Consider the following 25,997-nt stretch of genomic DNA (forward strand, 5'->3'; position numbering starts at 1 on the left):
TTCTTTGATCATCCCAATGATTTGGACTTCCGTGAAACGGCTCTTTCGCATTCGTTTGCTCCTTCAAAAGGTTGAGCAAACTCTACATCAGAACGAGGGAAGTTTCGGGGGGCAGGTCACCAGCTATGCAGCGCTCGCCAGTACGATGATGGCTGACATTGTCGCGATTCAAAACCTCTATGGCGCGCCCGATTCCTCAAGCGCGACCTCCGGAAACACGACCTGGGGCGGTCAGGGATCAACGCTAGGTAACTACATTGACGACGCTTTTGATCGTATTGCGGGAGGCACCGGTGGTGGGAACGCCACGTCCTCAAGAATGGCGTTTACTATCTATGATCGCGAGGGAACCGATCTTCTGGATCTGTCGTATAGCACCACAGATGACCGTATCGATCTGCGACCCCAACAGTTTTCCGATGTCGGCGGTTATATCGGAAATATCGGTATTGCGCGGGGAACCATCATCGAAAACCTGAATACCGGGTCGGGTGACGATACCGTGACAGGTAACGACGCTGCCAATGTGATCCGGACAAATATTGGAAATGATACGGTATACGGCGGCGGCGGCCATGACGACATTGATGGTGGTGCTGGCTTTGACACCATCTATGGTGGTGTCGGCGCAGACAATATCATGGGTGGGAATCACGCCGACTCCATCTATGGAGGTGCCAATAACGATCGCCTGATCGGAGGCCAGGGGTTTGACAACCTTTATGGCGGGAGCGGCGATGATGTGCTCTTTGGCGGTGAAACAGTTGACCGACTCTATGGAGGCGCTGACAATGACACGCTGTATGGCGATGCTGGCGATGACCGTTTCTTCGGTGGTTCGGGCAATGATACCCTCTATGGGGGCAGCGGAAACGATACGATCTGAGGCGGGTCCGGGTTCGACATCATCGAAGGTGGTGCAGGTGATGATCAATTGATCGGCAACTTTAACGCCGATACCTTTGTCTTCGCCAATGGTCATGGCGATGACACGATCGTTGACTTTGATGCGACAAATAACTTCGAAGTCATCGATCTTCGCGGTGTAACCTCCATAAACAACATCAACGACCTGCTTGGGTCGGGCGGTGCTGCGACCCAGGATGGAAGTGATGTTGTGATCGACACCGGTGGCGGAAACTCGATCACTCTGACAGGCGTGTCCTTGAGCGATCTGGACAACAACGACTTCATATTTTAGCGCGCTTAAGCCTTGGCGGGGAACAAGTTCCTCTCGTCAGGGCCGGGCACGCGCCTTTTGTTGACACCAGCCCCCGCAATGGTTTGATACATTGCGGGGGCTTGTTGTTAGGGAGGCGCGAATGCGGGGGCTACGAAACGCGTTGGCGCTGTTGGTGATGGCACCGGTCGCGGCGATTGTGGCGGGGTTTGCCGGGAATATTCATCCGATATTTGACAGCCTTGCGGCCTTCCGCCTGCACTTTGCATTGGCTGTTCTGGCGTTGTTTCCGCTGTTCTGGCTGTTTCGTGCGCGGTTGGCACGATGGCTGGCGATCCTGGGGCTGACCGTTGCGGTTTTGGGGATGCTGCCTGCGCTGATCCCGACCGTTGCGCCAGCGCGTGTGGACCTGCGCGGGTATTCGCAGAATTTGTTGTTCAGGAACGCCGCCCTTGATCAGGTTGAGACGGCCATCCGCGACAGCAAGGCAGATTTCGTGCTGTTGCAAGAGGTCAGCCGCGCAAACTATGCGCTGCTAAACGCGCTGAAAGATCGCTATCCAACACAGATTGTCTGCGATTTCCGTGGTGTCGGCGGGGTGGCGGTCCTGACCAATCTGCCGGTGTTTGGACAGGAGCATTGCGGCGAGGTCACCGGTCTGGCCTGGGTCGAGGTGCAGGTGCCTGACGGGTTGGTCACGCTGGGCTCCGTACATCTGGGATGGCCCTGGCCCTATGAACAGGCCGCCCATGTCCGAAGCCTGACGCCCGCCCTGCGCGCCATGCCGGGGCGCGTCATTCTGGCGGGTGACTTTAACATGGCACCCTGGGGGGCCTCGGTCCGACAGGTGGCGCGGCTGACCCGGACAGAGGTGGTTCAGGGCCTGCGTCTGACTTTCGATAAAAAGCCGCTGTGGCCCGGCCTGCCGCTGGACCATGTTCTGGTGAACGAAGCGCTTGAGGCGCATGTCCTGATGCTGGGTAAATACGGTTCCGATCATAGTGCCCTGCTGACCGAGATTCGGTTCCGCTAAGACATCAGGCCAGCGGATGATGCTCCAGAACCAGCGCTTTCAGACGCTCGTCCAGCACATGGGTGTAGATTTCTGTGGTCGCGACATCGGCATGGCCCAGAAGGGTCTGGATGGCACGAAGGTCTGCGCCATTGGCCAGAAGGTGGGTCGCAAAAGCGTGGCGCAGCGTGTGCGGAGAGATGCGGTCGGGGCTTAGACCGGCCTCCACCGCGATGTCCTTGATCAGCAGAAAGAAGGCCACCCGCGACAGATGTCCGGCTTTGCCGCGCGACGGGAACAGGAACGTGGATTTGGCCAGCTTTGCATCCGCATCGCGTGCCACAAGCCAGGCGGCGAGGGCATCGCGGGCCGGATCGGACAGGGGTACCATGCGCTCGCGCCCGCCCTTGCCGCGCACCAGGATCATGCGCGGATCGCCACGTACCGCCGCCACCGGCAGGCTGACCAGTTCGGTGACGCGAAGTCCGGTGGCGTACAGCAGTTCGATCAGACAGGTGTTACGTAGGCGCAGGGTATCGGTTCGACCCGTGCGCGCTGCGGCCTCCAATAGGGCAGAGATGTCATCCACACTTAAGGTGTCCGGCAGATGGCGCGGCTTTTTCGGTGCGCCGATCAGGGCAGCCGGATCATCGTCGCGCCAGCCTTCGGAGAATCCGAACCGGAAGAGGCCCTTGATCGCCGACAGGCGACGGGAGCGTGTGGCAGGCGACAGGCCCTCGGCGGTTAGGTCAGCCAGATAGACCTCGATCTCGGCCCGGGTCACGGTTTCGGGTTTCAGACCTTTACGTGTAAGAAACCCGGCAAAATCCTCCAGATCCCGTGCATAGGCCGCCAGCGTGTTTGGGGCGGCGTCGCGTTCTGCCTGCATGGCTTCCAGAAAGGGGGCGGTCCAGGCCAGCATGATTGCCTAAGCCTCGGGCAGCAGGATCAACGTTTGGACGGCAATGTTGCGCGCTGCACCCGTAAGCCCCGCGCGACGCAACAGCCAAAGGCCTGATTCCAGATCACCGGGGTCGACCTCGGTGCCAGCCGACAGGTCTGAAAGTGCTGAGAGGATCACCTCACCCACCGCACCCTGGTCCATTCGTTGCGCTAGCAGGGCGGCGGTTTCGGTGGGTGCATCGGGCCGGGTCAGGCCGCGGGCCGCAGCCAGACGCAGATCGCCAAGAACCGACATGTCCGGGAACGACGTTCCGGGTTCAGCCAAAGCGCGGAAATAGGTGTCTGAGACATCGTTGTTGTCCGCCATGAAACGGCGCGCGTTGGACCAATCCTCAGCCAGCATCAACAGCGAATAGACGCGGTGCCGGGTATCCGAGGGCATATCAACCAGTTCCAGTTCGGCCAGCTGTGGTGCGAATTCGCGGGCGAGTTCCAGCCGCAGACCGATGGCCTGAAAGGTTTCGTCAGCGGCGACAAGGGTGGTCAAAATGCGGTCCATGTCACCCGCCGCAAAGGCCGCGTCCAATGCCTGAACTGCAGCGGCGTGTTCCCAGATACTGCCAGAGGCAGCGGGTTTGCCCTCGCGATAGGCGGCGAACAGCACCGGATAGGCCAGCGCCCCGGCGCGCACCAGCCGTTCGGCAGCAATGATCCGCTGGCGGAGGCCAGAATGCGGACCAAGATCATGATGTTCAAAGGCCAGCGGCAGCGTACCGGACGGTCGGTCTAGACCGACCGCATCGCGCAGCACGAAATCCAGTGTGGTCAGGGGATCGGGCACCGGGGGATCCTCGGTCCCGTCGAACAGATCAGGGTCGAGAAAACGCGCCAGCAGCTCTTCCTGTTGCGGCGGGATTTCGCCGATATCATGTCCCAAACCCAAGGTGATGGCTGCGGCATCCCAGTCACCGCTGCGCGCCAGACAGAACACCCGGGCAGGCAATGTCGGCGACAACGCCGGAGAGGCCCGCAGACTGGCACAGACATTGTCTGAGCGCTCTGTCAGCAGGCCGATATCAAATGCACGGCGGAAAATCTCAGGGTCGGTGATGCCGGCAAGTTCGACCAGGGCCTCGGCCTGATCCAGATGGCCGCTTTGCATCAGCCGGTCTATCCGGGCCAGCAGCACCGCATTTTCTGCCGTCGACCCTGGCGGCGGCTTGGTTTCGGCCAGCAGCACCGCAAAGAAAGTTCCGCGTGTTGCTGGCACGCCCGTGCCGGGGTGATCAAGGATCAGATGGCGGACCCTGAGGGCAGAGGTCGGCCCCCACAGGTCCTGCGGAAACCCGGTCTGGTTTGGTGTCAGAAGGCCAACGCCATCACGCAATGGCGCATCGAGTGAGGTGACAACGATGTCTGACAACACATGATCGGAAATCGCCGAAACCGGCTGGGCAGGGCGGCTTAGCTCTGCTGGTTGTTCCAGCACATCTGATAACCACGGGATCGCGCTGCGCGGGGTTTCGGCCCAGACCGGCGCGGCGCAAAGCGTCAGCGCAAGACCCGCTTTAATCATCTGCGACATCAATCGGGATCGAAACCTCTTCTTGCGGCGCCGGAAGATCAAAAACCAACGCATAACCAACCACGGCCAATGCTGCCAGCACGGCCAGATAGAACAGGTACTTTAACACACGTCCCATGTCGCTGCCTCGTTCGCGGCGTTGTTCTGCTATTGCTCTTGCCGCCGCTTTATTGTGAAACTTAGCGCGACGGAGCCCAATCTTCAATCCACGAAACCGGAAAGCCCTTACAGAATGACGCGTATCGCCGATTCGGGACACCAGCTTCGCTTGACCCGGACAATCATGCTGGTCGGGCTGATGGGGGCGGGTAAGACCAGTGTCGGGCGGCGGTTGGCCTCGGTTCTGAAGGTGCCTTTTAACGATTCTGATCATGAAATCGAACTTGCTGCCGGGATGAAGATTGCCGAGATCTTCGACAAATTCGGCGAGGCCTATTTCCGCGATGGTGAAAAGCGCGTGATTGCCCGGTTGTTGGATGGGCGGCCCATGGTTCTTGCCACCGGGGGCGGGGCGTTCATGTCACCCGAAATCAGGGCGGCGATTGCCGAACATGGTGTCTCAGTCTGGCTGAATGCCGGGTTGGAGACATTGTGGGACAGGGTCAAGGACCGCACAACGCGTCCCTTGTTGCTGCAGCCCAATGCAAAGCAGGTGCTGAGCGATCTGCTGGAGAAACGAAATCCGGTCTATGCCGAGGCACAGGTGCATGTGATGTCCGAGGCTGGCCAAGCGCATGAGGCCATGGTCGGGCGGATCGTGACCGCCCTGCATGAGTATGATCAGCAGCATCCGGACCGTACCCCGATCCTGGAAAGGGCCACTGAATGAGCCAGACCGTTTCCGTTGCCCTGCCGGGGCGCGCCTATGACATCCAGATCGGCCCCGGTCTGCTGGCGGAGGCCGGCAGGCATATTTTGCCGGTATTGCGCCGCAAGAAGGCGTTCGTTTTGACCGAGGAAACGGTTGCCAAGCTGCATCTTGCTGCCCTGCGTGATGGTCTTGCCGAGGCGGGCGTAAGCGTGCAGCACCTATCACTGCCAGCGGGGGAGGCCACCAAAAGCTGGCCGATGCTGGAACGTGCCGTGGAATGGCTGATCACTGAGAAGGCGGAGCGGGACGATATTCTGATCGCGTTCGGTGGTGGCGTGATTGGCGATCTGGCCGGGTTTGCTGCCGCAATCCTGCGGCGGGGGATCGGTTTTGTTCAGGTTCCGACAACGCTTTTGGCGCAGGTCGACAGTTCTGTCGGTGGCAAGACGGGAATTAACTCCAGCCAGGGGAAGAACCTGATCGGGGCGTTTCATCAGCCCCGGCTGGTTCTGGCGGATACCGATATGCTGGACACGTTGCCCGAACGGGACCTGCTGGCAGGATATGGCGAGGTGGTGAAATACGGGCTGCTGGGCGATGCCGGTTTCTTTGAATGGCTGGAACAGAATGGCCCGGCTGTAAAGCGCGGTGATGCTGAGGCGCGCGCCATGGCCGTCCGGCGGTGTTGCGAGATGAAGGCGGATATCGTTCTGCGCGACGAAAAGGAACACGGTGATCGCGCGTTGCTTAACCTTGGCCATACCTTCGGGCATGCGCTTGAGGCCGCCACCGGGTATTCCGACCGCTTGTTGCATGGGGAGGGCGTGGCCATCGGCTGTGCGCTCGCCTTTGAGCTTAGCCAGCGCCTGGGGTTATGTGCGCAGGAAGACCCAAGCCGGGTCAGGGCACATCTGGCAGCCATGGGCATGAAGACCGATCTGTCCGACATTCCGGGCGATCTGCCGGATGCCGATGCGCTGGTCGGGCTGATGGCACAGGACAAGAAGGTCCGTGATGGGCAGGTGTCCTTCATTTTGGTGCGCGGTATCGGGCAGGCATTTGTCTCGCGCGATGTGGACCCCGCAACTGTGCGCGATCTGCTGTCAGACGCGCTTGCCGCCCGTCACAGCGCCTGAGGCGAGCGTTACCCCCAGCGCGACCACTACGATGCCCATTGCCTTGATCCAGCCAATCGGTTCATTCAGCAGTGCCCAGCCGCCAAGAGCGGCCATAACCGGAACCAGCGCGGCAAAGGCGGCGGTGCGCGAGGCACCGATATACTGGATGGCATAGAAATAGGTGAAAACGGCGACAAAGCCGGACAGGAATCCCTGAAACACGATCTGGATGATCAGGGTTTGCGCCGGAACGCCCGTGAAATCCACACCGGTGAACAGTGCAATGATGCCCAGCCCGATAGCTGACCATGCACATAACATGGCCCCAGCGATCGGGGCCGACAGGCCGGAGCGGCGAAAAGCCACTGTATAAATCGCCCAACTGAAGGCAGCGGCGGTAAACATCAGATGCCCGCGCCAGACACCCTCAGCCCCCTCAGACAGCGCCGCCCAACCGCCAACCGCCAGCGCCCCTGCGACGATCATGGCAAAACCCGCGATCCTGAGGCGCGAGAACCGCTCGCCCAGAAACACAGCGGATAGCAGCGCCACATAAAGCGGCAGCATGGAGGGGGCAAAGACCCCGCTATCGGCCACCGGCGCGATCTGCAAGCCGCCGCTGAGCAAAAGAATAAAGGCAATCCCACCAAAGCCGGGGATCAGGATCACATCCTTCAGGCCAGTGCCGCCGGGAAGCAGCCCATGCTTCAAAAGAACCGGCAGAAAGCACAAAGTGCCGGTCCCGAACCGGATCAACCCAACCTCTACCGGCCCCAACCGCGCCGTCATAGCAGCCCGGGTCACCACCAGAAACGAGGCCCAGATCACCAGTGTCAGCGCCAGCATTGCCCAGGCTTTACGGCTGACAGCCGGGGCACTGATCCCGCTATCCGCAGACTTGTTGATGTGCATGGACTCGGGCCCCAGTTTCTATTCTTGGATGAAGATGTCTTTATTGGGTAGTAAGGGCAAGTCGCGGCAGCTCAAAGGTGGGTCATAGTATAGCTGCTGGCCGGGGCAGGCAAAACTTCAGCCTGAACAACTCGCCCCGCCCAGCACGCAGAATTTGGCGCAATGAGGGTGGTTCAGGCGCACCGGCTTTTCGGCATCGGCCAGTGTCTCGCCCAGTTCGAATTCGGGGCTGTAGGCCAAAAGCGTGCAGGCCGTGACGGTCGGGTGATCGGCCCCTTTGCGTTTGATCACCATCCGGGCACTGGCGCACATCACATCGGCGGGTTTCTTGCCAAGGATATCCCAGCAGGCCGTTGTTATTTCAGGCACATCGACATTTTCATCCATCTCGGGAAACAACACCAATTGGCCTGGGTCATCGGCGTCGATGGCAAAGCCCTCGCGCTTGATCAGGTCGGCAAATCCGGCGCGGCTGTCTGCCTCCGCCTCGCCCCACATGGTACGACCTGCAATGGTCATGGCGATGCCCTGATCGCGCAGCCAGCGCATACCGGTCAGCGTGATATCGAAACTGCCCCGCCCGCGTTCTTCGTCGTGAAACCGGGCCGTATAATGATCCAGCGAGATACGCAGCGTCAGTTTATCACCATAGGCGGCCTGCAATTCGGCCAGACCTTCGCGCACCCGGGGGCGCATCATTGGCCGCATGGCGTTGGTCAGGATCAGAACCTCGTAGCCGCGCGCAAGGCTGCGCCGGGTCATCTCGATCATGTTGGGATTCATGAACGGCTCCCCGCCAGTGAAGCCGATTTCCGTCACGGGCCAGGCCCGGCCTTCGATCTGATCCAGATAGGTCGTGACTTCATCCGCTGTCAGATAGACCAACCGATCATTCTGCGGAGAGCTGGCAATATAGCAATTCTCGCAGGCGATATTGCAAAGCGTTCCGGTGTTGAACCAAAGGGTGCGTACGCCGGTTAATGCGACAATGGCGCGTTCCTCGCCGGTTGCGGTCACATCCGGATTGGAAAACTTGCGCGGTTCGGCGTCCTGAAAAGGTTTGTTCATTATCTCAGTATCATAGGTCCCATCGTAGCATTCAGGTCTGGCACCTGTTGGTCAAGGCATTGCGTCAGAGCGCTGCCCCAAAACTTCGTGAACAGCAGATTTGACACGGCCCGGTGCGCGGCGATACTGCGCTGAAGGTTTTGTGTCAGAAGGATGTCATGCAGCGACGCATCACGCGCGAGATCAGTTATTCCGGCTCGGCCCAGACCCGGGCCGGGCGCGGGCTGATCCGATCGGTCGAGAACCTGACGGGGCGCATCCGTCTGATCCGGATGGCCAAAGGCTATGATCTGGAGGTGGCAGAGGGCCGCGATTTCTGGCAGGTCATGGTGGAACGCTACGGTCTGGGCCTGGATATGCGCGGCGGGTCGCTGGATCTGATCCCGCGTGAAGGGCCGCTGGTTGTCATTGCCAACCATCCGTATGGCATTCTGGATGGGCTTATGCTGGGGCATATCCTGTCGCAGACCCGTGGTGACTTTCGCATTCTGGCGCATCAGGTGTTCCGCAAGGCTGACGATCTGGACAAGATCATCCTGCCGATCAGCTTCGAACAGACGGGAGAGGCAACACGGCTGAATGTTCAGACACGCAAGATCGCGCTGGATTATCTGGATCAGGGAGGCTGCATCGGGATTTTCCCCGGCGGAACGGTATCGACGGCCCTGAAACCCTTTGGCCACCCGATGGACCCAAGTTGGCGGCGCTTCACCGCAAAACTGATCGCGAAATCCGGGGCGACGGTGGTGCCGATCTTTTTCGACGGGCACAACAGCCGTCTGTTTCAACTGGCCAGCCATGTGCATTACACCCTGCGGATGGCTTTGCTGATCAAGGAATTCAAGCGACGTGTTGGCGCGAAAGTGCCGGTTGTCGTTGGTGAACCACTGCCACCCGAAGAAATCTCGGCCCGGGCCGGGGATGCGCGGGCGCTGATGGATTACCTGAGGGCCGAGACCTATCGCCTGTCGCCCGAGCCGATTTATACCCTCGATTATGGATTTGAGTTCGAGGATGGTCACTGACCCATGGCCATCGGGGTATTCGATAGCGGTTTGGGTGGCTTGACCATCCTGTCCGCCCTGCGTCGCCGCCTGCCAGAGCAGGCCTTTGTCTATCTGGGCGATAACGCCAATGCACCGATTGGCGGGCGCTCGGCCCAGGACATCCTTGATATCACCATCGCCGCGACCGAGGCGCTGTTTGCCCGTGGCTGTCGGCTGGTGATCCTGGCTTGTAACACGGCCTCGGCCGTTGCGTTGCGTCCGATGCAGGAGTTTTGGGTGCCCGCTGATCGCCGGGTGCTTGGGGTGTTCGTGCCGGTGATCGAGGCGCTGGCCGGGCGCGGGTGGGCTGACCGGGGCCCGCCGATTGTAGGGCAGGCGCGCAAGGTGGCGTTGTTTGCCACGCCCGCAACGGTCGCCAGCGGTGCCTTTCAGCGCGAGCTGAACCTTCGCATCACCGGAACGGACGTTCTGGGTCAGCCTTGCCCCGGCCTTGTCGATGCGCTTGAGACCGGGGATGCCGCATTGGTTGAAGACTTGGTCGCAGGGGCGGTTTCGACGCTTCTGCAACAGACAGAACAACCGGATGCGGCGGTGCTGGGCTGCACGCATTACCCGCTGGCCCAGGCACTTTTTGCCCGGCATCTGCCGACGGGCACGCCGATCCTGTCGCAGGGCGATCTTGTGGCGGATGCGCTGGCGGACTATCTGCGCCGCCATCCGCATTTCAGCCAGCCGGGCAAGGCCACATACCTGACATCTGGCGATCCGGCGCATGTTGGGGCACAAGCCCAGACGTTGACCGGGCATACCTACCCATTTACAGCCCTGTGACGCCGGGGCTGATTGAAAGACATCTACCAGTCGTCTAAATATAGGCTGTTGTATCGGGAGCATGCCATATGGCCGGTCTGAAGAAGAAACGCCGTATCCAGTTTGTCGTCGCCGCCTTCACCTTGATGGCGATGGCCTTTGCGATCCCGATGATCTTTTTCAAGGACCAGATTCAGGACGCGTTCCAGCTGTTCCGCTCTCCGACCGAAATTGCTGAGAAACCGCCGCGTGCGGGCGAGGTGTTTCGTCTGGGCGGGCTGGTCAAGGATGGCAGCTGGCAGCAGGGTGAAACGCATCGCTTTGTGATCACAGATGAAGCAGCGGATTTTCCGGTGCACTATACCGGCATCGTCCCCGATCTGTTTCGCGAAGGGCAGGGCACCATCGTCACCGGCCGGATTGAGGACGGTGTCTTTGTCGCCACCGAGGTGCTGGCCAAGCATGACGAGGACTACATGCCACGCGAACTGGTCGATACGCTGAAAGAGCAGGGCGTCTATCAGCAGCCGGGCGACAGTTAAGGTTTCAAGCAGTCATAATGCTGACGAATTTGGCGCTATTTTAGCGGGCCGATACGCTTCTTATGCTGCCTGGATTTTCCTAAATGAATGATCACGAACAAAAAAAACGGTTCGCCGACCGTTTGGCGCGAATCGATGAGGCCAAACGCGCAAACCCGCAATATCAGGAAGACCAGTCCGTTCAGCGTGGTCAGCGCAAAGGCCGTGCCGGGGCTTCGCCGATGCTGCGGGTCTTTTTCGCTGCCGGGCTGATGCTGATGGTAGTCGCCGGTGGCATGTTTGCGGCAAAGATGATGAAGGATGCGGTCGGTCCGCAAACCGCTGAGGGATTGTCCGGTGGTAGTTTGGGGGGCTTTATGGCAGCGTAGGCGAGGCCTTCCTGAACGAGGTTGGCCGGCGCGAGCAAAAAACGGTGCAAAGGATGCGGCCCTGTTCAAGGCACCGATTGTTGGCTTCTCGGATATCACCAAGCCGTTTGAGGCGGGACGTCTTGGGTTCGACTACGGATCGGGCCATGCGTTTAACGCCTCGCGCGAAGCCGTTGCGATGGAAAAGCTGGTTGCGGAATGGACCGGCGGCAAACCGGATGCACCGGCGCTGACCGTGCTGCCATTCCTGCCGAATGAAGAATGCCAAATGCGGCGCAGTCAGCCCGGCGAAAAGCTGATTAGCGTGCTGAGAGGTGCCCCGTATCGCCCCGCGCAACTGCGCACGTTGATGCAGGGTGACATCGTCACAAAGCTGGATCGCGCGGTCAAATCCGCGCTCGCCGAAGGTCAATTGCCGCACGAGATTGAGATTGACCGCGGCGAGGTTTCGCGGGTGGATGTGGTGGTCACCGATACCTCTGCGCCGCTGCATTGGGTCTTGCAGGGAAGCGGCAACGTGTTGTGGAATGTCATTCCTGCAGACGGTGTGAAGATCGCGCATGTTTCGCTTATCTCGGGCGGTCAGTCTGGCCTGACAGGCAATATCGGCGATGCCACGTTCGATGCCATTCGCGCATCGGATTTTGGTCCCTACCCCGAATTCAGTATCTCGCGGCGGGAAGAGCGGGAATTCGACTGCATGGCGCATCCGATCCCCGCGCCCAAGGAATACTGGACCTCTCATGCTGGTGCTGCGAAAGGCAACACGCTGGATGCAAATCTGCTATTCCTGCGAACCAAGGGGTCTGCTGCTTACGCGAAATGGTTTCGTGACAGCTTTGGCGTCTCTGCGGAAACAAACTTTATCGTCGCTGATGGCGCTGCCAATGTCCTGGTCGGACCCGCGCCGTCCGCGCCTTTGCAAGCCGCGCCTTATGGCAGCACGGTCGTACATTTTCTGTTTGCGGATCACGTCATCTCCGAAGACTATAAGTTGCGGGAAGCGGCAACAGAACGGCTGTTCACTGATATTCTGGATAAAGCCGCAGGTCGACCCTACCGCGAGTCCTTACCGCTGGATGTTGTTCTGGACGATCCCAGCGGACAGCCGCAGCGGGCGGAGCGTGTGTTTGACGGACTGGTGTTGGGGATGGACTTTGTCGATGATCGTGGCGAGAACCGTGCCAAGACGCAGCAAGAGGCGATCAACGATGAACGCCGCGCGATCTTTGAGACCAACGTGCCGCTTGCCGACCTTCTGCAGCCCGATGAGACACCACCCGCCGAGGCGCTGGCCGCGACCTATGCAAGGCTGCGGGTTCCGGAATTTATGACCCGGTATTGTGAGGACACATTGCCCGCGATGGCACGGCGCTGTGGTGTGCTGAAAGCGTCAGCACATCCTTTGAAAGACAGTAATTTTCAGGTTCGCGCCACGTTTGGCTTTGTGCAGAACTACGACATCGGGACGTTGGATGTGATCAAAGGTGGCGGGTTTATCAGTGCCTTCCTTCCTGTGACAGATCTGAACCAAAAGTTTGCAACCCCGGAAGAGCGCAAAGCGCTGATTGGAAAGTATCTTCAGGTCTGTGATCGCCTGAGGGAAGAATATGGAAACTGTCTGCTTGGAACTTTGAGCTTTCATCTGGATGACCAACCCTCGATCTATACCAATGGCGTCAAGGCGCACGCAGCAGGTTGGGTTGAGGTTTATACGCTGGATCAGCCGCTAGAAGAAGAAAAGCTACAGGCCAGGGCGGCAGAGATTTTTGCTGAAATCGACAACTGATTAACCCAATCTTTGCCAGTTTCTGTCAGCGTCGTGGGACTTTTTCACGAAACTGACAGATCTGGAGGTGGCCAATGCAGAGCATTGAGGCCATGGCCCGCGATATTGTGGCGCGGGAAGGTGGGTATGTGAATGATCCTGACGATCCCGGCGGGGCGACCAAATACGGTGTGACCATCCACACGATGCGACGCCTGGGGCTGGACCTTGACCGTGACGGCGATGTCGATGCGCGCGACGTGCAACGTCTGAGCCTGGATCAGGCCGTTGGGATTTTCCTGAAACACTACTACGAAAAACCCGGCATCGCCCGATTGCCCGAGGCACTGAGGGTAAGCGTGTTTGATATGTATGTGAATGCAGGCCGTCACGCCGTCCGCATTCTGCAGCGCCTGCTGGCAGAGTTTGGAGAACCGGTTGCGGTTGATGGTGTAATTGGGCCACAAACAGCGCGGGCTGCGGCCTCGGCCCACATGAAGGCGCGGGGCTATCTTGTTGATGCCTATGGCATAGCGCGCCGCAACTACTACTATGATCTAGCGGACCGGCGCCCGGCCTCGCGGAAATATGCTCGGCGGCGCGATGGCGGGAAAGGCGGGTGGATCAAGCGCGCGGAGGAGTTCATCTCGCCCCGGTTTCATCTTAGTACGGCACAGCATGCAGAGAGGGTCGCAGCATGGGGTTGATCACAAATCTGCTTGGCCTGTCGGCTGGTGTGCGCGACGTGGCCGAGGTGTTTACAGCCAATCGCACCAAGCGCGCCGAGCAGGAACATCTGGAACATGTCGCCAGCCTGCAGCAACTGGCTGCTGAATATGCGGGCGAAAGGGGCGGCTGGTTCGATCAGTTGATCAATGGCATCAACCGATTGCCACGCCCCGCGCTTGCACTGGGAACGATCGGGTTGTTCGTGTTTGCTATGGCGGATCCGGTGTCCTTTGGTGTGCGGATGCAGGGGCTGGCATTGGTGCCCGATCCGCTATGGTGGCTGCTGGGGGCGATTGTATCCTTCTATTTCGGGGCGCGGGAACTGCATCATTTCCGCAGCCGGGGACAGATTGCTGCAACGACCGAGGTTGCCGGTGTCGTGCGTAATATCGAAGCTTTGCGTCAGATCGAAACCTCGGACTTTGAGCCCATTCAGGATAACCCTGCTTTGGTGGCATGGCGCGACGCGCGCGGTGGCTCATACTGAGGCGTTATGCTTCAGGTCATGATTTCTGATTTGACCTTGCGTCCTCCACCCTCGAAAATAAGGGGGAGGAGGCGTACATGACTTATGATGTTGACTGGGTAGATGCGTTTACCGACCAGCCCTTCGGCGGCAATGGCTGTGCGGTGGTCTATGATGCTGACGAGCTTGGTATCAAGGACCGCCTGGCACTGGTCCGCGAAACCAAGCTGAGCGAATGCGCCTTTCTGGTGCGATCGGACAAGGCCGATTTCGGTGCGCGTTATTACTTGGCGGACCGGGAAATCCTGATGGCGGGACACCCGACGGTTGCCACGATCAGGTCGCTGATCCATCGTGGTCATGTCGCCGTGCCCTCCACCCTGACGCTGGAGGTTGGCGCCGGCGTGCTGCCGATCACTGTGACCGGAACGCTTGAGGCACCCCTGATCACGATGACCCAGATGCGCCCGAGTTTTGGTGCGGACTGCACCCCGAAGAGGTCGCAGCTATCTATGGCCTGAAGCCGGATATGGTGATTGGCACACCGCAGCTTGTCTCCACCGGCAGTTGCTTTTGCGTCACCGTGCTCAGCAGTCGCGATGTGGTGGAACAGGCTGTTCTGGATACACAGCGCCTGGCAGAGTGGCGGACGCGGCACCAAACCGAGATGGAGCCGTTCTTGGTTGCGCTCGAAGGAGCGACCGAAAACGGACAGACATTTGCCCGCCTGCTTCTGGCCCCGCCAAACCGGCCTGAGGATCCGTTCACGGGGTCGGCGACGGGCTGCATGGCGGCGTATCTTTGGGCAAAAGACCTGATTGAAACCCCCTGTTTTGTGGCCGAGCAGGGGCATGGTATGGGCCGTCCAGGGCAAGCGCAGGTGGAGGTTTTGGGGCCACGCGATGCAATCACGGGTATTCAGGTCGGGGGGCAGGGTGTGGTCGTGCTGGAAGGGCGTTTGCTGATCCCATGACAGGCAATGGTGGGTTTCACCCACCCTACGGCAACGGTAGCGCGGCTTTGTAGGGTGGGTGAAACCCACCACCGCTCGTTTGTACTGCTCGGAAACTTGAATTGCAGCGGTGTCACCAAAGCCTATAGTGGTGATCGAAGGAGACGTTTTCCGATGATTGCTGAACTTGGCCATCTGGCCATATTCCTGGCATTTGCCGTCGCTTGTATCCAATCGGTGGTCCCACTGATCGGTGCGCAGAAGGGCTGGCAGGGATGGATGCGCATTGCGATGCCCGCCGCCGGGTTGCAGCTTGTGCTGAGCGCCCTCGCTTTCGGGGCATTGATATATGCGTTTGTGGTCTCGGACTTCTCGCTACGCCTTGTCGTCGAAAACTCCCACTCTGCCAAGCCGATGCTCTACAAGGTGTCTGGCACCTGGGGAAATCATGAAGGGTCGCTCCTGCTATGGGTGCTGATCCTTGCTGTTTTCGGTGCCTCGGTTGCCTTTATGGGGAATAACCTGCCGCTGCCGCTAAAGGCGCGGGTCCTGGCCGTGCAGGGTGCTATTGCCGTTGCCTTTAATGCACTTATGCTCTTCACGTCGAACCCGTTTTTGCGTCTCGACAGGGCTCCGACGGATGGCACTGACCTCAACCCGCTGTTGCAGGACCCCGGTCTCGCCTTTCACCCCCCCTTTCTCTATCTCGGCTATGTTGGCCTTTCGATGGCGTTTTCCTTCGCAGTCGCTGCATTGATCGAGGGGCGGATTGACGCGGCCTGGGCGCGTTGGGTGCGGCCGTGGACGCTGGCGGCCTGGATTTTCCTGACGATCGGGATCGGGCTTGGCTCCTGGTGGGCCTATTACGAGTTGAGCTGGGGCGGCTGGTGGTTCTGGGATCCGGTCGAGAACGCCTCGTTCATGCCCTGGTTGGTGGCTGTGGCGCTGTTGCATTCGGCCATCGTCGTGGAAAAACGCGAGACGTTGAAAAGCTGGACGATCCTGCTGGCGATCCTTGGTTTTTCCTTTTCCCTTGTCGGGACCTTCATCGTACGTTCGGGCATTATCACCTCGGTGCATGCCTTTGCCAGCGATCCGACCCGTGGGATGGCGATCCTCGTGATCCTGGCGGTATTCATCGGTGGGGCCCTGACGTTGTTTGCTATAAGGGCCAGTGCGATGCGGACCAACACGGTCTTTGGTCTGGTCAGCCGGGAAAGCGGGCTGGTGATCAACAACCTTTTGCTGATCGTATCCGCCTTTGTGGTGTTTGTCGGCACGCTTTGGCCGCTGATCGCTGAGCTGGCGTTTGGGCAAAAACTTTCTGTTGGGCCGCCGTTTTTTGATGTCACCTTTACGCCGTTCATGGTGGCGATTGCCGTGGTCCTGCCCATCGGCGCGATGCTGCCCTGGAAACGGGCGCGGCCGGGCGCGGTGCTACGCCAGTTGGCCCCCGCGCTGATCCTTGCCCTGGCCGTAGGTGCGCTGGTTTGGTCGATGGAGACCGGGCGGTCCGCGCTGGCACCGATTGGCGCAGTTCTGGCGGTCTGGATCTGTGCCGGGACGGTTACCGATCTGGCGCAGCGTATCCGGCTAGAGCGTAGCTCGGTCAGTGAGGCGTTACGCCGCGCCATCAACCTGCCGCGCGCTGATTGGGGCAAGATGGTGGCGCATGGCGGGCTGGGCGTGCTGTTTTTCGCCATCGCGGCGATCACCGCCTGGGAGGTAGAGGATATCCGCGTCCTGCAACCGGGCGAAAAATTTACACTCGGCCAGCATGAACTGCGTCTCGACAAGGTCGAAAATATCCGTGGCCCCAACTACACGGCGGAACGCGGCACCTTGACCCTATGGTCGGGCCGTACAGAACGGGGACAGCTGACCACAGAGCGGCGCTTTTATCCCGTTGCACAGATGCCCACCACCGAGGCTGGGATTGATCGCAGTTTCACCCGCGACGTTTATGTCGTGATCGGTGATGCGCAACCCGGCGGCGGGCGGGCCGTACGGACCTTTATCAAGCCCTTTGCCAATTGGCTTTGGGCCGGAATGCTGATCATGGCGTTTGGCGGTATCCTAAGCCTGACCGACCGGCGCTATCGCCTTGGCGCACCTGCCCGGCGCAAGGCTCCTATAGCGGTGCCTGCAGAATGAGGGCGGCGTATGTTTTACTGCTGGGCCTTTGTCTGGCACTGCCTCTAAGAGCAGAAATCGCGCCATCTGAAGTGCTCGATGAGCCGCTGCTGCAAACCCGTGCCATGTCGCTTTATGAAGAACTGCGTTGCGTAAAATGCCAGTCGGAGGCGATTGCGTCGTCAAATGCTGAGTGGGCGCAGGATGCCCGTGCGATGGTGCGTGAACGTTTGCTGGTCGGGGACAGCGATCAGGATGTGCTGGATTTTTTCCACGCCAGGTATGGCGATTATGTCCTGATGCGGACCCGGTTCAGCGGGTCGGGTGTTTTGCTTTGGGTTGTGGCGCCGACTTTGCTGTTGTTGGGGGTAATCGTCGCATTCAGATTCATGCGACAGCATTCGTCAGACAACGCGCCGTCAGCACTGTCTTCTGCTGAGGAAGCGCGGGTCAGAAAACTTTTGGAAGATGAGTAACCTTCTACGGAAAAAGGGTGATGATGCGCCGTATAATTGCAGCACTTAGCCTGATCGCCAGCTTGGCATCGCCCTTAGCCGCGCAGCATACACTGACTGAGGGGTGGTTGCTGAGTGCGGAGTGCAAAAACGGTGATCGGAAGGCGTGTTATGAGGCCGTGCTCGTCAACCTCAGCTATGAGGCCAATGCCGGATCATTGGACGAACTTGCGATCTATGCCGCGGATGATCAGGCCCTTTGCAAGAAAGGTGAGCAGGAAAACTGCGCCCGATACGCCAGCTTTCTTATTCACCGAAGTCCCCTTGATCCCGATCACTTTGAGCTTTTGTCGCGCGCTTGTGATCAAGGTATTGGCTGGACATGTCCTGCGATCCAAAGGTCAGCCAGTATTCTTCGATTCGCATCCGAAAGTCAGGCCGATCTGGAGCCGTTGAAAACCTACTATGATGGTTTGGAGCAAACCTGCAATGATGGCGACCTGACGGCCTGTACCAATTGGGCGCGATTGAATCCTGTACTGCCTTTTGTGCGGCCCAAAAAAGAGATTTTTCTGGACGGGCTCAAGGCACCCTGCCTTGCGGGCAATGCCCGGGCCTGCACGCAGCTTAGCTATATATATTCAGGCGATGCCTATGAATATTACGCGCTACTACCGAACTTCAACCCCAGACAACGCACTTCGAAGCGATATGCCCGTATGGCCTGCAAGGGCGGCAATCCAACAGGTTGCTACAACTATGGGCTGCAGCTGGAGAATGATTGGGCCGCAGCGCATGAACAATACGTGCGGTCCTGCAAGCTGGGTGATCCGATTGGATGCGAGGAACTGAACTATGAAAGCTATTGGCGACGCAGCGATCCCAAACAAGACTTGAAAGCAGTTTGTTCCGAAGGCGATTTCAACGCTTGCCTGTTTCTGGCAGAGATACGGGGCAAACCACTCGTAACGGTTAGCAACGACCCGGCAGATATCGCCCGGGTGGAGGCATATCTTAAAGACCTTGATCAGATTTGCCGGATGGGGTCAGGCGATGCCTGCGGGTTCTATGCTGCCGTATTGCAGCGTTTGCGTCCCGACCCCGCCCGCGAGATGGCCTATGCCCGCGCAGGCTGCGAGGCGCATTCCGGTCATGCGTGCTATAGTTTGGGCGTTCGTCTGGAAAAGTCGGATCAGCCGAAAAGGGCTTTGCTTCAATACCGACAGACTTGCGAAATGGAGCATTGGGCTGGGTGTACGGCCACCGGTGTAATTCATCAGTTTGGGCGTGGTACACCTGCCGATGACGAAGTCGCGGCGAGGTACTATCAGATTGGCTGCGACAACCGGGATGCGCGGGCTTGCAATCTGTTGTCAGGACTATTGCAGGATAGCGATGCGGCAGAGGCTGCGACGCTTAGGTCGCGGGCCTGTAAGCTGGACAAAAAATACTGTGATAAAGAGTAAGCAAATTGCCTGGTTGCATGTAGGCTCGGCACTTTATGCGAAAGGATGTTTTTGTGAAAACCCGTGATGCACAGATGCCGGATGCGCCGGAGATAAGTGTCTTTCTTCAGCAACTGACGGCCTTGGGAAAGCGTACGCTTCCAAGTGACGAAGACTTTGTCAGAAACAATTACATCGCGCACAAGGATAATATCAGATGCACTGTCGTCGAGGATGAGGATGGCACCTTGTTAGGCTTGCAGATCCTTAAACGCGCATCTGAGGGCAACCCCTATGGTGTGACGCCCGGCTGGGGAATGATCGGGACCCATGTCCGGCCTGATGCCGCGCGGCGCGGGGTCGGACGGGCGCTGTTTTCAGCGACGCTGAAGGCTGCGCAAGAGGCAGGGTTGGTTAAGGTCGATGCAACAATCGGGGCAACAAATACCGAAGCGCTGTCGTATTACGAAGCCATGGGATTCCGAACCTATAGGGAAATTGAGGGCCGGGTATGCAAGTGCCTGGACCTCTCCCCAAGTCCAAGCGCTACAGGGTAACTGGTGCGTATTGCCATCGCCTAAAGCGTTTCGAGTTTACCTTGAGACATTACATAAAATCGAAACGCGTACACCATATAGGCTTATCACTGCGTTTCAGGATAATCTTTTGTCTCAGGTATATCCCGAAACGCTTTAATATGACGACTTGATCTGGCGTGCATTCCTATTGACCCATAACAATGCACCTGGGTTGGCCCAGACAAACACTAGAATCCATCGCCTTTTCAGTGCGCGGTGCTTTCATCGGCTGGGGTTAGACCTTGCGCCGCGGCGCGATCCAGTATGAGACAAAGCGCATCATGATCCTGCAGGGCGGTGGCCGGGCAATCGGTGCCAATTGGGCCCTCCACAAGTCTTGCGACGGCCGAGGACTTGGCCTCACCTGTGGCCAGCAGAAGGCAAGAGCGGGCTTTGCGGATCGTGGCGATGCCCATGGTCAGCGCATAGGTGGGCACGGCGTCGGGGTCGTCAAAGAACCGGGCATTGGCCTGGCGGGTTTCGGGGGCCAGACGGACCGGTCTTGTCTGGCTGTCGAAGGCGGCACCAGGCTCATTAAATCCGATATGCCCGTTGTGGCCGATCCCCAGAAGCTGCAGGTCGATCCCGCCCTTGGCGGTGATCAGGGCCTCGTATCTGGTGCATTCGGCCACCGGGTCGGGGGCTGCGCCGTTCGGCAGGTGCATTGCACGCGGCGGCGATGTCAGGCGGGTGTGAAAATGGGTCATCATATAGCTGTGAAAGCTGCCCGGATGGTCGGGGCCAAGGCCGGCATATTCATCAAGATTGAAGGTTTCGCATTTCGCGAATAACGCGCCAGCATCGCGGGTCAGATCGGCGTAAAGCGGCAGCATTGTGCCGCCGGTGGCCAGCCCAAGGGTAAGGGTGGGGCTGGCGTCCAGCGCATCGCGGATGCGGCGCGCAGCTGTCCGGGCCGCTGTCGGGGCATCATCGCAGACAATAATGTTCATTGATATCTCTAGTCCCTGAAGGCGGCAACGCGGTCACGTCCGGACCAGCCGCCCAGCATCTCGACGGTGGCAGCGCCGCAGCGGGCGCCAAGCTGAAGGCAATCAAGCAGCGCTGCGCCCGCCAGCCATCGGTGCAGGTAGCCCGCATTGAACGCATCCCCGGCACCGGTGGGATCTTTGGGTGTTGCGGGCAGGGCCGGGGTGGTGATCCAGTCGGTACCATCCCAGGTCCGTGCGCCCTGTTCGCCCATCTTGACCACAAGCGCCCCGGGGGCCAGGTCCGGCATCAGGCCGCTATCGCGCAGCGCCTGCCATTCGCTTTGGCTGGGCATGAACAGGTCCAGCCCGGCGATCAGGTTCGCAACATCTGCGGGATACCCGCCCCCATCCCCGCAATCGCAGGACACGGTTGCCCCGGCTGCGCGGGCCTGTTCGATCAGGGCGGGGCATTCGGCCAGGCTGGACAGCTCTCCGATATGTAGGTGATCGCACCCGGTCACATTGGGCGCTGTGATTTGGGCGGGGTCACGATAGGTCAGGAACGCGCGATCATGCCCCCCGGCCAGCGCGACGGTCACCTGGGCCGAGGTGCCTGGGCGGATCTGCTGGCCGTCGATATCGCAGGCCTGCATATCGCGCGCTATCACCGGGCCGAAGGGAAATTCTGCCCCGGCATTGCCCGCCAGGCTAATGCGATGACCAAACGCGCTAAGGTAGGCAGCAGTGATAAACGCCCCCCCCCCCGCGCTGCTGGTAAAATCTTCAGCAAACACCTCGTGCCCCCAGCGGGGCAGGGTGTCACTGCAAAACAGCAGATCGCAGTAGATCCGCCCGACGCACAGGATATGCTGCGGCGCTGTCACAGGCGCTGGCCGGAATTTGCGTCGAACAGATGCATGTGTTCCGGTTTGGCATGCAGCAGCATCTTTGTATCGGTCTGGGGCGCGTTTCGTCCGGCAAAGCGGGCGGTTACCTCTCCCAGCGGGGTGTCGAGATAGGCCAGAACCTCATTCCCCAACGGTTCATGCAACGTAACCACGCCTTCAACCACCGGCAGACCATCGGTCAGGCTAAGGTCATCAGGACGCACACCCAAAAGCACCGATTGCCCCTCCTGGCCAAGCCCAATGGGCACCGAGTGCCCGCCCTCCAGCGTGACAGCGCCCGAGGCGGCCTTGCCCGGCAGGATATTCATTGCAGGCGCCCCGATAAACCCGGCAACGAAGGTGTTGGCCGGGGTAAAGAATACCTCGACCGGGGTGCCGGCCTGCTGGATATAGCCGTCTTTCATGATGACAATCCGGTCGGCCAGCGTCATCGCCTCGACCTGATCATGGGTGACGAAGACGATGGTCTTGCCGACGCGGCGGTGCAGCTTCTTTATCTCAAGCCGCATCTGTGTGCGCAGCTTTGCGTCAAGGTTCGACAGCGGCTCATCAAACAGGAACACCGCCGGGTCGCGTACCATGGCCCGGCCGATGGCAACCCGCTGACGTTGCCCGCCCGAAAGCTGATTTGGACGACGCTCTAACAACTCGGTCATTTCCAGCGCTTCGGCGACCTGCCGGATGCGGGCGTCACGTTCAGCCCTGGGCAGGCCCGAGGTCCGCAGCCCGAAACCGATATTCCGATGCACGCTCATATGCGGGTAAATGGCGTAGTTCTGGAACACCATAGCGATGTCGCGTTCCTTGGGCGCAAGGTTATTAACCACCTTGTCGCCGATGCGGATCTGGCCGCTTGTCACATCCTCCAGACCGGCGATCATGCGCAGGGTTGTGGATTTGCCGCAGCCGGATGGGCCGACCAGCACCACGAATTCCCCATCCGCGATCGACAGGTTGATGTCGTGAAGCACCTCAACACTGCCATAGGACTTTTTGAGATCAATCAGATCAAGTGTCGCCATTGGGTCCTCTTACTGCGTTGAAAGCCATGCCAAGTCTGTCGGCCGCGGCGCTGCGCCGGGCATGCCTGTCGGCGATCCGGGCGCGCTGGATATCCTGTGTGTTGCGATAGCAGGCAATAGCATCGGCCAGCGCCTGCGGGGCGGGGCCGCCGTGGCGGTCCCGTCTGGCCACAAAGGATGCGGGGCACACGGCCTGTCTGAACGTATCCTGATCAAGCGGGCAGGGCGTGCCGGTTTCCGCCTGATAGGCCTTTGCGAAACCGTCATATCCGGCACTTAGCGGATGACCTGCGGCAATAACCGCGCGCGAGGTCGTGGCCGCAATTTCATGCGCCTGGCGGAAGCTGAGCCCGGCCTGACGGACCAATGTGTCGGCCAGTTCGGTGATGGTGATACAGGCCGCATCGGTGATACGGCTGACATTTTGCGCATTGATCCGGCAGGCGGGCACAAAGGCGGTCAGCAGTTTCAGCATCCGACCGCCACTGTCAAAGGCGGCGAAACCGGCCTGCTGCACCTCACCCTCGCTGTCATTCATGTCGGTAAAGGGGGTGTTATGCATGGTGTTCACCACCATGTCGCAGCGCCCGGCGGTCACGCTGGCCAGGTGGCGCATATGTTCGATCGGGACCGGATTGCGTTTCTGCGGCATGATAGAGCTGACCTGAACCAGCGCATCAGGCACATAGAGCTGCCCCACCTCAAACGCTGACCAAAAGGCGAAATCCTGCACCAGCCGCCCAAGATGGACAAAGATCAGCTTTATCGCGCTGTAAAGCCCGGTGATATAGTCCACCGAGGCGATGGATCCGTAGGAATTGCGGGTCGGTTCCGCAAATCCCAAAAGATCCGATACGCGTGCGCGGTCGATGGGAAACCCAGTTGTCGTTATGGCTGCGGCCCCCATCGGGCAGTGATCAAGGCTGGCGACGGCATCCTCCAGCCGCGCGGCATCGCGTTGAAGCACCTCGACCAACGCGGCAAGGTAGTGCCCGAAGGTTGAGGGTTGGGCTGGTTGGCCGTGGGTATAGGCAACGATCAGGGTTTCGGCCTCTGCCTCGGCCTTGTTGATCAGGGCGGTGATCAGGCCCTGCAAGATTTCCTGAAGGTCCAGCCCATAGCGCAGCAGGGCGCTGCGAAACAGCGTGTGGTCCATATCATTGCGCGAGCGGGCGGTGTGCAGCGCGCCGCCCAGATCGCCTAGCCTTGCGCGCAACTGGTGTTCGACAACGAAAAAGTAATCCTCGTGCTCACCTGTGTAAGTCAGGTCGTTGAGGTCCGTTTCATCCGTGATCCGGCACAGGGCGTCAGCGATCTGGGCGGCCTGCGCCCCGGACAGGATGCCGGTATCGGCCAGCATGACCAGATGGGCCTGATTGATGCGGTTCATATCCGCCGCAAAGTGGGTTTTGACTCCTTCAAACAGTGGCCCCAGCACGGTTTCGGCGTAGACCGGATGCGGGAAGGCCATCTGGTCGGTCTTTGTGTCCGTGCCGCTCATCCTTTCAGGCCCGCCATGACGACGCCGCGAATGATGAACCGCTGGAACATCAAGAAAACGATTAGTGTTGGGATCGTGCTGATGGCCGCCCCGGTTGCGATCAGTTCCCATGCGGTGTCCGCCTCGTTCCCGAAACTCGCCAGTCCGACGGGCAAGGTGTACATATCGACCGAGCCGGTCACGATCAGCGGCCAGATAAAGGCGGTCCAGTTGCCAAGGAAGACAAAGATCGCCAGCGCAGCAAGGGCCGGTTTGACCAGAGGCATCGCGACGCTCCACCAGATCTGAAACTCGTTCAGGCCGTCGATGCGGGCGGCTTCGATGAAATCATCGGGGACCGTTTCAAAGAACTGCTTCATCAGGAAGGTGCCGAACGCGGTCATCATGCCAGGGAACATGATGCCCCAATAGCTGTTCAGCCAGCCCATATCGCGGCTGAGCAGATACCACGGGATCACCAGCATTTCGGTCGGGATCATCAGTGTCGACAGTATGGCAATGAACACCAGCTGCCGCCCGGGAAAGCGGAATTTGCACAAGGTATAGCCGACAAGGCTGTCGAAAAACACGTTGGACAGGGTTGTCAGTGTCGCGATGATTATCGAATTGATGAACCAAAGGTAGAACCGCCCGTCCTCTAGCACATAGGTGTAGTTTTCCAGTGTCGGCTCTTCGGGGACAAGCTTGAGGTTATAGACCTCATGCGGCCACTTGAGCGAGGTGGAGAACATATAGACGATCGGCATGATCATCAGAACGCCGCCACCAAACAGCAGCAGCCAGCGCAGTGTCTGGCCGAACGAGGCTCGGCTTTGCGCGGCCCGTGTGCTGAGCAGTGTTTCCGAGCTTGCGCGTATGGTTGGGGTGCTCATGACTTGTCCTTCAGAAGGTAAAGCTGGAGCAGGCTAACAACCAGCAGCACGGTGAACAGCACCACGGTCTGGGCGGCGGCGTAGCCCATGTTGAAGCCGTTGAATGCGGTATCGTAGATCATCAGGACCAGGGGTTTGGTGCTGTTGAGCGGTCCGCCGGGATCGTTCGTGGTCATGTTGAAGACGTGGTCGAAAATCCGCAGGAACCCGATGGAACTGAAGACGACGATAAAGACGATGGTCGAGCGCAGCAGCGGCAGGGTGATTTCCCAAAGGATCGTCCAGCCAGACACACCGTCAATCCGCGCTGCTTCGTAATAGCTTTGCGGGATGGCGCGCAGGCCGGCCATGAAGATGATGATCTGAAAGCCCAGACCGGCCCAGACTGCAGGGGCCAGGACCGCAGGCAACGCGTTGGTGGTGGAGCGCAGGAACTCTATCTGCGGGACGCCCATTGCGGCCAGGGCATTGTTGAACAGTCCTACCGGCACCGGCTGATAGAACCAGCGCCACACCCAGGCCATCGCAACGGCGCTGGTCATGAAGGGCAGGAAATACAGCATTCGGATAAACCCGTGCATGAAACGCACGCGGTCCAGATGGAAGGCAATGGTGAATGACAGCAGCAGGCTGATAGGTGTGCCAATCAGCAGATACAGAAATGTGTTTTTGAACACCTTCCAAAACACCGGATCGTTCCAAAGGCGGATGTAATTGTCCAAACCTGCCCAGGTGCGTTCGCCAAGCAGGTTCCAGTTCTGAAAGCTGATGAGAATGGCATTGCCGGTGGGGTAGAACCGGATCACCGTGTAGAAAAGAACAGGCAGCGCAAGAAAAGCCCAGGCCCAGATGATCAGCTTTTGCCGGATCGTCAAATTGCGCAGCATGTCGTTTCTCCGACGGGGAAAACAGTGGATAAACGG

29 protein-coding genes are annotated in these 25,997 nt (G+C 59.4%); 18 read left to right on the plus strand and 11 right to left on the minus strand.

Annotated elements, in window-relative coordinates; translation table 11 throughout:
* The 3 genes from ACW9UQ_RS01595 to ACW9UQ_RS01605 form a co-directional block, all read left to right on the plus strand.
* The coding region (locus ACW9UQ_RS01595) for a calcium-binding protein (protein ID WP_458929240.1) at positions 1 to 886 on the plus strand (886 nt) is incomplete at its 5' end.
* Between the two features lie 48 nt (positions 887 to 934).
* Positions 935 to 1,201: a hypothetical protein gene (locus ACW9UQ_RS01600; RefSeq protein WP_458929241.1), complete on the plus strand. Its 267-nt coding sequence runs from the start codon at positions 935 to 937 to the stop codon at positions 1,199 to 1,201.
* A 121-nt stretch (positions 1,202 to 1,322) separates the two neighbouring features.
* A complete protein-coding gene (locus tag ACW9UQ_RS01605; protein WP_458929242.1) occupies positions 1,323 to 2,213 on the plus strand; it encodes an endonuclease/exonuclease/phosphatase family protein in 891 nt (296 codons plus the stop codon).
* Positions 2,214 to 2,217: 4 nt separating this feature from the next.
* Here ACW9UQ_RS01605 and ACW9UQ_RS01610 read toward each other — a convergent pair whose 3' ends face one another.
* Genes ACW9UQ_RS01610 through ACW9UQ_RS01620 form a run of 3 tightly spaced genes read right to left on the minus strand, consistent with a single transcriptional unit; the run spans position 2,218 to position 4,798 of the window.
* The gene (locus ACW9UQ_RS01610; RefSeq protein ID WP_458929243.1) at positions 2,218 to 3,114 is read right to left on the minus strand and encodes a site-specific tyrosine recombinase XerD; all 897 of its coding nucleotides are present in this window, start codon (positions 3,112 to 3,114) and stop codon (positions 2,218 to 2,220) included.
* A gap of 6 nt (positions 3,115 to 3,120) precedes the next feature.
* Positions 3,121 to 4,671, minus strand: coding sequence for a hypothetical protein (locus ACW9UQ_RS01615; protein ID WP_458929244.1), 1,551 nt, complete (start codon positions 4,669 to 4,671; stop codon positions 3,121 to 3,123).
* Positions 4,664 to 4,798, minus strand: a complete 135-nt coding sequence (locus tag ACW9UQ_RS01620; RefSeq protein WP_458929245.1) for a hypothetical protein — start codon at positions 4,796 to 4,798, stop codon at positions 4,664 to 4,666. The genes ACW9UQ_RS01615 and ACW9UQ_RS01620 overlap by 8 nt, the downstream gene beginning before the upstream one ends.
* A gap of 114 nt (positions 4,799 to 4,912) precedes the next feature.
* On the opposite strand from ACW9UQ_RS01620, the gene ACW9UQ_RS01625 reads away from it, so the two are divergent.
* Both ACW9UQ_RS01625 and aroB read left to right on the plus strand, forming a co-directional pair.
* Positions 4,913 to 5,509: a shikimate kinase gene (locus ACW9UQ_RS01625; protein ID WP_458929246.1), complete on the plus strand. Its 597-nt coding sequence runs from the start codon at positions 4,913 to 4,915 to the stop codon at positions 5,507 to 5,509.
* Entirely contained in the window at positions 5,506 to 6,627 is a 1,122-nt protein-coding gene (gene aroB, locus ACW9UQ_RS01630; RefSeq protein WP_458929247.1) for a 3-dehydroquinate synthase, read from the plus strand. Before ACW9UQ_RS01625 ends, aroB begins: the two co-directional genes overlap by 4 nt.
* On the opposite strand, the gene ACW9UQ_RS01635 is transcribed toward aroB, so the two are convergent.
* Positions 6,595 to 7,521: a DMT family transporter gene (locus ACW9UQ_RS01635; protein WP_458929248.1), complete on the minus strand. Its 927-nt coding sequence runs from the start codon at positions 7,519 to 7,521 to the stop codon at positions 6,595 to 6,597. The two genes, aroB and ACW9UQ_RS01635, sit on opposite strands and share 33 nt — an antisense overlap.
* 117 nt (positions 7,522 to 7,638) lie before the next feature.
* On the minus strand, positions 7,639 to 8,589 hold the full coding sequence (locus tag ACW9UQ_RS01640) for a radical SAM protein (RefSeq protein WP_458929249.1): 951 nt from the start codon (positions 8,587 to 8,589) through the stop codon (positions 7,639 to 7,641).
* Between the two features lie 158 nt (positions 8,590 to 8,747).
* On the opposite strand from ACW9UQ_RS01640, the gene ACW9UQ_RS01645 reads away from it, so the two are divergent.
* From ACW9UQ_RS01645 to ACW9UQ_RS01705, 13 genes are all read left to right on the plus strand, one after another.
* The gene (locus tag ACW9UQ_RS01645; protein ID WP_458929250.1) at positions 8,748 to 9,614 is read left to right on the plus strand and encodes a lysophospholipid acyltransferase family protein; all 867 of its coding nucleotides are present in this window, start codon (positions 8,748 to 8,750) and stop codon (positions 9,612 to 9,614) included.
* Positions 9,615 to 9,617: 3 nt separating this feature from the next.
* A complete protein-coding gene (locus ACW9UQ_RS01650; RefSeq protein WP_458929251.1) occupies positions 9,618 to 10,427 on the plus strand; it encodes a glutamate racemase in 810 nt (269 codons plus the stop codon).
* A 68-nt stretch (positions 10,428 to 10,495) separates the two neighbouring features.
* Positions 10,496 to 10,948 (plus strand): cytochrome c maturation protein CcmE, encoded by a 453-nt coding sequence (ccmE, locus tag ACW9UQ_RS01655; protein ID WP_458929252.1) that lies wholly within the window; start codon positions 10,496 to 10,498, stop codon positions 10,946 to 10,948.
* An 83-nt stretch (positions 10,949 to 11,031) separates the two neighbouring features.
* On the plus strand, positions 11,032 to 11,316 hold the full coding sequence (locus ACW9UQ_RS01660; RefSeq protein WP_458929253.1) for a hypothetical protein: 285 nt from the start codon (positions 11,032 to 11,034) through the stop codon (positions 11,314 to 11,316).
* Positions 11,285 to 13,105 (plus strand): hypothetical protein, encoded by a 1,821-nt coding sequence (locus tag ACW9UQ_RS01665; protein WP_458929254.1) that lies wholly within the window; start codon positions 11,285 to 11,287, stop codon positions 13,103 to 13,105. The genes ACW9UQ_RS01660 and ACW9UQ_RS01665 overlap by 32 nt, the downstream gene beginning before the upstream one ends.
* A gap of 74 nt (positions 13,106 to 13,179) precedes the next feature.
* Positions 13,180 to 13,791, plus strand: a complete 612-nt coding sequence (locus ACW9UQ_RS01670) for a holin-associated N-acetylmuramidase (RefSeq protein ID WP_458929255.1) — start codon at positions 13,180 to 13,182, stop codon at positions 13,789 to 13,791.
* Entirely contained in the window at positions 13,782 to 14,300 is a 519-nt protein-coding gene (locus tag ACW9UQ_RS01675; protein ID WP_458929256.1) for a holin family protein, read from the plus strand. Before ACW9UQ_RS01670 ends, ACW9UQ_RS01675 begins: the two co-directional genes overlap by 10 nt.
* A gap of 77 nt (positions 14,301 to 14,377) precedes the next feature.
* Positions 14,378 to 14,800: a PhzF family phenazine biosynthesis protein gene (locus ACW9UQ_RS01680; protein WP_458929257.1), complete on the plus strand. Its 423-nt coding sequence runs from the start codon at positions 14,378 to 14,380 to the stop codon at positions 14,798 to 14,800.
* Positions 14,801 to 14,808: 8 nt separating this feature from the next.
* Complete coding sequence (locus ACW9UQ_RS01685) at positions 14,809 to 15,252, plus strand: PhzF family phenazine biosynthesis protein (RefSeq protein WP_458929258.1); 444 nt, start codon at positions 14,809 to 14,811, stop codon at positions 15,250 to 15,252.
* Positions 15,253 to 15,405: 153 nt separating this feature from the next.
* The gene (locus tag ACW9UQ_RS01690; protein WP_458929259.1) at positions 15,406 to 17,385 is read left to right on the plus strand and encodes a heme lyase CcmF/NrfE family subunit; all 1,980 of its coding nucleotides are present in this window, start codon (positions 15,406 to 15,408) and stop codon (positions 17,383 to 17,385) included.
* Complete coding sequence (locus ACW9UQ_RS01695) at positions 17,382 to 17,840, plus strand: cytochrome c-type biogenesis protein (RefSeq protein ID WP_458929260.1); 459 nt, start codon at positions 17,382 to 17,384, stop codon at positions 17,838 to 17,840. The genes ACW9UQ_RS01690 and ACW9UQ_RS01695 overlap by 4 nt, the downstream gene beginning before the upstream one ends.
* A 23-nt stretch (positions 17,841 to 17,863) precedes the next feature.
* Complete coding sequence (locus ACW9UQ_RS01700; RefSeq protein ID WP_458929261.1) at positions 17,864 to 19,285, plus strand: tetratricopeptide repeat protein; 1,422 nt, start codon at positions 17,864 to 17,866, stop codon at positions 19,283 to 19,285.
* A 53-nt stretch (positions 19,286 to 19,338) separates the two neighbouring features.
* Entirely contained in the window at positions 19,339 to 19,821 is a 483-nt protein-coding gene (locus ACW9UQ_RS01705; protein WP_458929262.1) for a GNAT family N-acetyltransferase, read from the plus strand.
* Between the two features lie 227 nt (positions 19,822 to 20,048).
* Here ACW9UQ_RS01705 and nagB read toward each other — a convergent pair whose 3' ends face one another.
* The 6 genes from nagB to ACW9UQ_RS01735 are packed head-to-tail and all read right to left on the minus strand — an operon-like array spanning position 20,049 to position 25,961.
* A complete protein-coding gene (gene nagB, locus ACW9UQ_RS01710; protein WP_458929263.1) occupies positions 20,049 to 20,792 on the minus strand; it encodes a glucosamine-6-phosphate deaminase in 744 nt (247 codons plus the stop codon).
* 8 nt (positions 20,793 to 20,800) lie between these two features.
* On the minus strand, positions 20,801 to 21,655 hold the full coding sequence (locus tag ACW9UQ_RS01715; protein WP_458929264.1) for a carbohydrate kinase family protein: 855 nt from the start codon (positions 21,653 to 21,655) through the stop codon (positions 20,801 to 20,803).
* Positions 21,652 to 22,701 (minus strand): ABC transporter ATP-binding protein, encoded by a 1,050-nt coding sequence (locus ACW9UQ_RS01720; RefSeq protein WP_458929265.1) that lies wholly within the window; start codon positions 22,699 to 22,701, stop codon positions 21,652 to 21,654. The genes ACW9UQ_RS01715 and ACW9UQ_RS01720 overlap by 4 nt, the downstream gene beginning before the upstream one ends.
* Positions 22,688 to 24,202 carry an argininosuccinate lyase gene (gene argH / locus ACW9UQ_RS01725; RefSeq protein WP_458929266.1) on the minus strand — a complete coding sequence of 505 codons (1,515 nt, stop codon included), beginning with the start codon at positions 24,200 to 24,202 and terminating at the stop codon, positions 22,688 to 22,690. Before argH ends, ACW9UQ_RS01720 begins: the two co-directional genes overlap by 14 nt.
* A complete protein-coding gene (locus ACW9UQ_RS01730) occupies positions 24,199 to 25,074 on the minus strand; it encodes a carbohydrate ABC transporter permease (RefSeq protein WP_458929267.1) in 876 nt (291 codons plus the stop codon). The genes argH and ACW9UQ_RS01730 overlap by 4 nt, the downstream gene beginning before the upstream one ends.
* Positions 25,071 to 25,961: a carbohydrate ABC transporter permease gene (locus ACW9UQ_RS01735; protein WP_458929268.1), complete on the minus strand. Its 891-nt coding sequence runs from the start codon at positions 25,959 to 25,961 to the stop codon at positions 25,071 to 25,073. The genes ACW9UQ_RS01730 and ACW9UQ_RS01735 overlap by 4 nt, the downstream gene beginning before the upstream one ends.
* Positions 25,962 to 25,997 lie beyond the last annotated feature (36 nt).

The organism is Halovulum sp. GXIMD14793 (assembly GCF_054457435.1).

Bases quoted from the DNA above. Each gene is read 5' to 3' on its own strand.
- ACW9UQ_RS01670 (WP_458929255.1), top strand. From the start codon at position 13,180: ATGCAGAGCATTGAGGCCATGGCCCGCGATATTGTGGCGCGGGAAGGT.
- ACW9UQ_RS01695 (WP_458929260.1), top strand. From the start codon at position 17,382: ATGAGGGCGGCGTATGTTTTACTGCTGGGCCTTTGTCTGGCACTGCCT.
- ACW9UQ_RS01640 (WP_458929249.1), bottom strand. From the start codon at position 8,589: ATGAACAAACCTTTTCAGGACGCCGAACCGCGCAAGTTTTCCAATCCG.
- ACW9UQ_RS01625 (WP_458929246.1), top strand. From the start codon at position 4,913: ATGACGCGTATCGCCGATTCGGGACACCAGCTTCGCTTGACCCGGACA.
- ACW9UQ_RS01735 (WP_458929268.1), bottom strand. From the start codon at position 25,961: ATGCTGCGCAATTTGACGATCCGGCAAAAGCTGATCATCTGGGCCTGG.
- ACW9UQ_RS01635 (WP_458929248.1), bottom strand. From the start codon at position 7,521: ATGCACATCAACAAGTCTGCGGATAGCGGGATCAGTGCCCCGGCTGTC.
- ACW9UQ_RS01645 (WP_458929250.1), top strand. From the start codon at position 8,748: ATGCAGCGACGCATCACGCGCGAGATCAGTTATTCCGGCTCGGCCCAG.
- ACW9UQ_RS01680 (WP_458929257.1), top strand. From the start codon at position 14,378: ATGACTTATGATGTTGACTGGGTAGATGCGTTTACCGACCAGCCCTTC.
- ACW9UQ_RS01620 (WP_458929245.1), bottom strand. From the start codon at position 4,798: ATGGGACGTGTGTTAAAGTACCTGTTCTATCTGGCCGTGCTGGCAGCA.
- argH (WP_458929266.1), bottom strand. From the start codon at position 24,202: ATGAGCGGCACGGACACAAAGACCGACCAGATGGCCTTCCCGCATCCG.
- ACW9UQ_RS01675 (WP_458929256.1), top strand. From the start codon at position 13,782: ATGGGGTTGATCACAAATCTGCTTGGCCTGTCGGCTGGTGTGCGCGAC.
- ACW9UQ_RS01660 (WP_458929253.1), top strand. From the start codon at position 11,032: ATGAATGATCACGAACAAAAAAAACGGTTCGCCGACCGTTTGGCGCGA.
- ACW9UQ_RS01650 (WP_458929251.1), top strand. From the start codon at position 9,618: ATGGCCATCGGGGTATTCGATAGCGGTTTGGGTGGCTTGACCATCCTG.
- nagB (WP_458929263.1), bottom strand. From the start codon at position 20,792: ATGAACATTATTGTCTGCGATGATGCCCCGACAGCGGCCCGGACAGCT.
- ACW9UQ_RS01690 (WP_458929259.1), top strand. From the start codon at position 15,406: ATGATTGCTGAACTTGGCCATCTGGCCATATTCCTGGCATTTGCCGTC.
- aroB (WP_458929247.1), top strand. From the start codon at position 5,506: ATGAGCCAGACCGTTTCCGTTGCCCTGCCGGGGCGCGCCTATGACATC.
- ACW9UQ_RS01605 (WP_458929242.1), top strand. From the start codon at position 1,323: ATGCGGGGGCTACGAAACGCGTTGGCGCTGTTGGTGATGGCACCGGTC.
- ACW9UQ_RS01685 (WP_458929258.1), top strand. From the start codon at position 14,809: ATGGTGATTGGCACACCGCAGCTTGTCTCCACCGGCAGTTGCTTTTGC.
- ACW9UQ_RS01720 (WP_458929265.1), bottom strand. From the start codon at position 22,701: ATGGCGACACTTGATCTGATTGATCTCAAAAAGTCCTATGGCAGTGTT.
- ccmE (WP_458929252.1), top strand. From the start codon at position 10,496: ATGGCCGGTCTGAAGAAGAAACGCCGTATCCAGTTTGTCGTCGCCGCC.
- ACW9UQ_RS01730 (WP_458929267.1), bottom strand. From the start codon at position 25,074: ATGAGCACCCCAACCATACGCGCAAGCTCGGAAACACTGCTCAGCACA.
- ACW9UQ_RS01610 (WP_458929243.1), bottom strand. From the start codon at position 3,114: ATGCTGGCCTGGACCGCCCCCTTTCTGGAAGCCATGCAGGCAGAACGC.
- ACW9UQ_RS01615 (WP_458929244.1), bottom strand. From the start codon at position 4,671: ATGATTAAAGCGGGTCTTGCGCTGACGCTTTGCGCCGCGCCGGTCTGG.
- ACW9UQ_RS01700 (WP_458929261.1), top strand. From the start codon at position 17,864: ATGCGCCGTATAATTGCAGCACTTAGCCTGATCGCCAGCTTGGCATCG.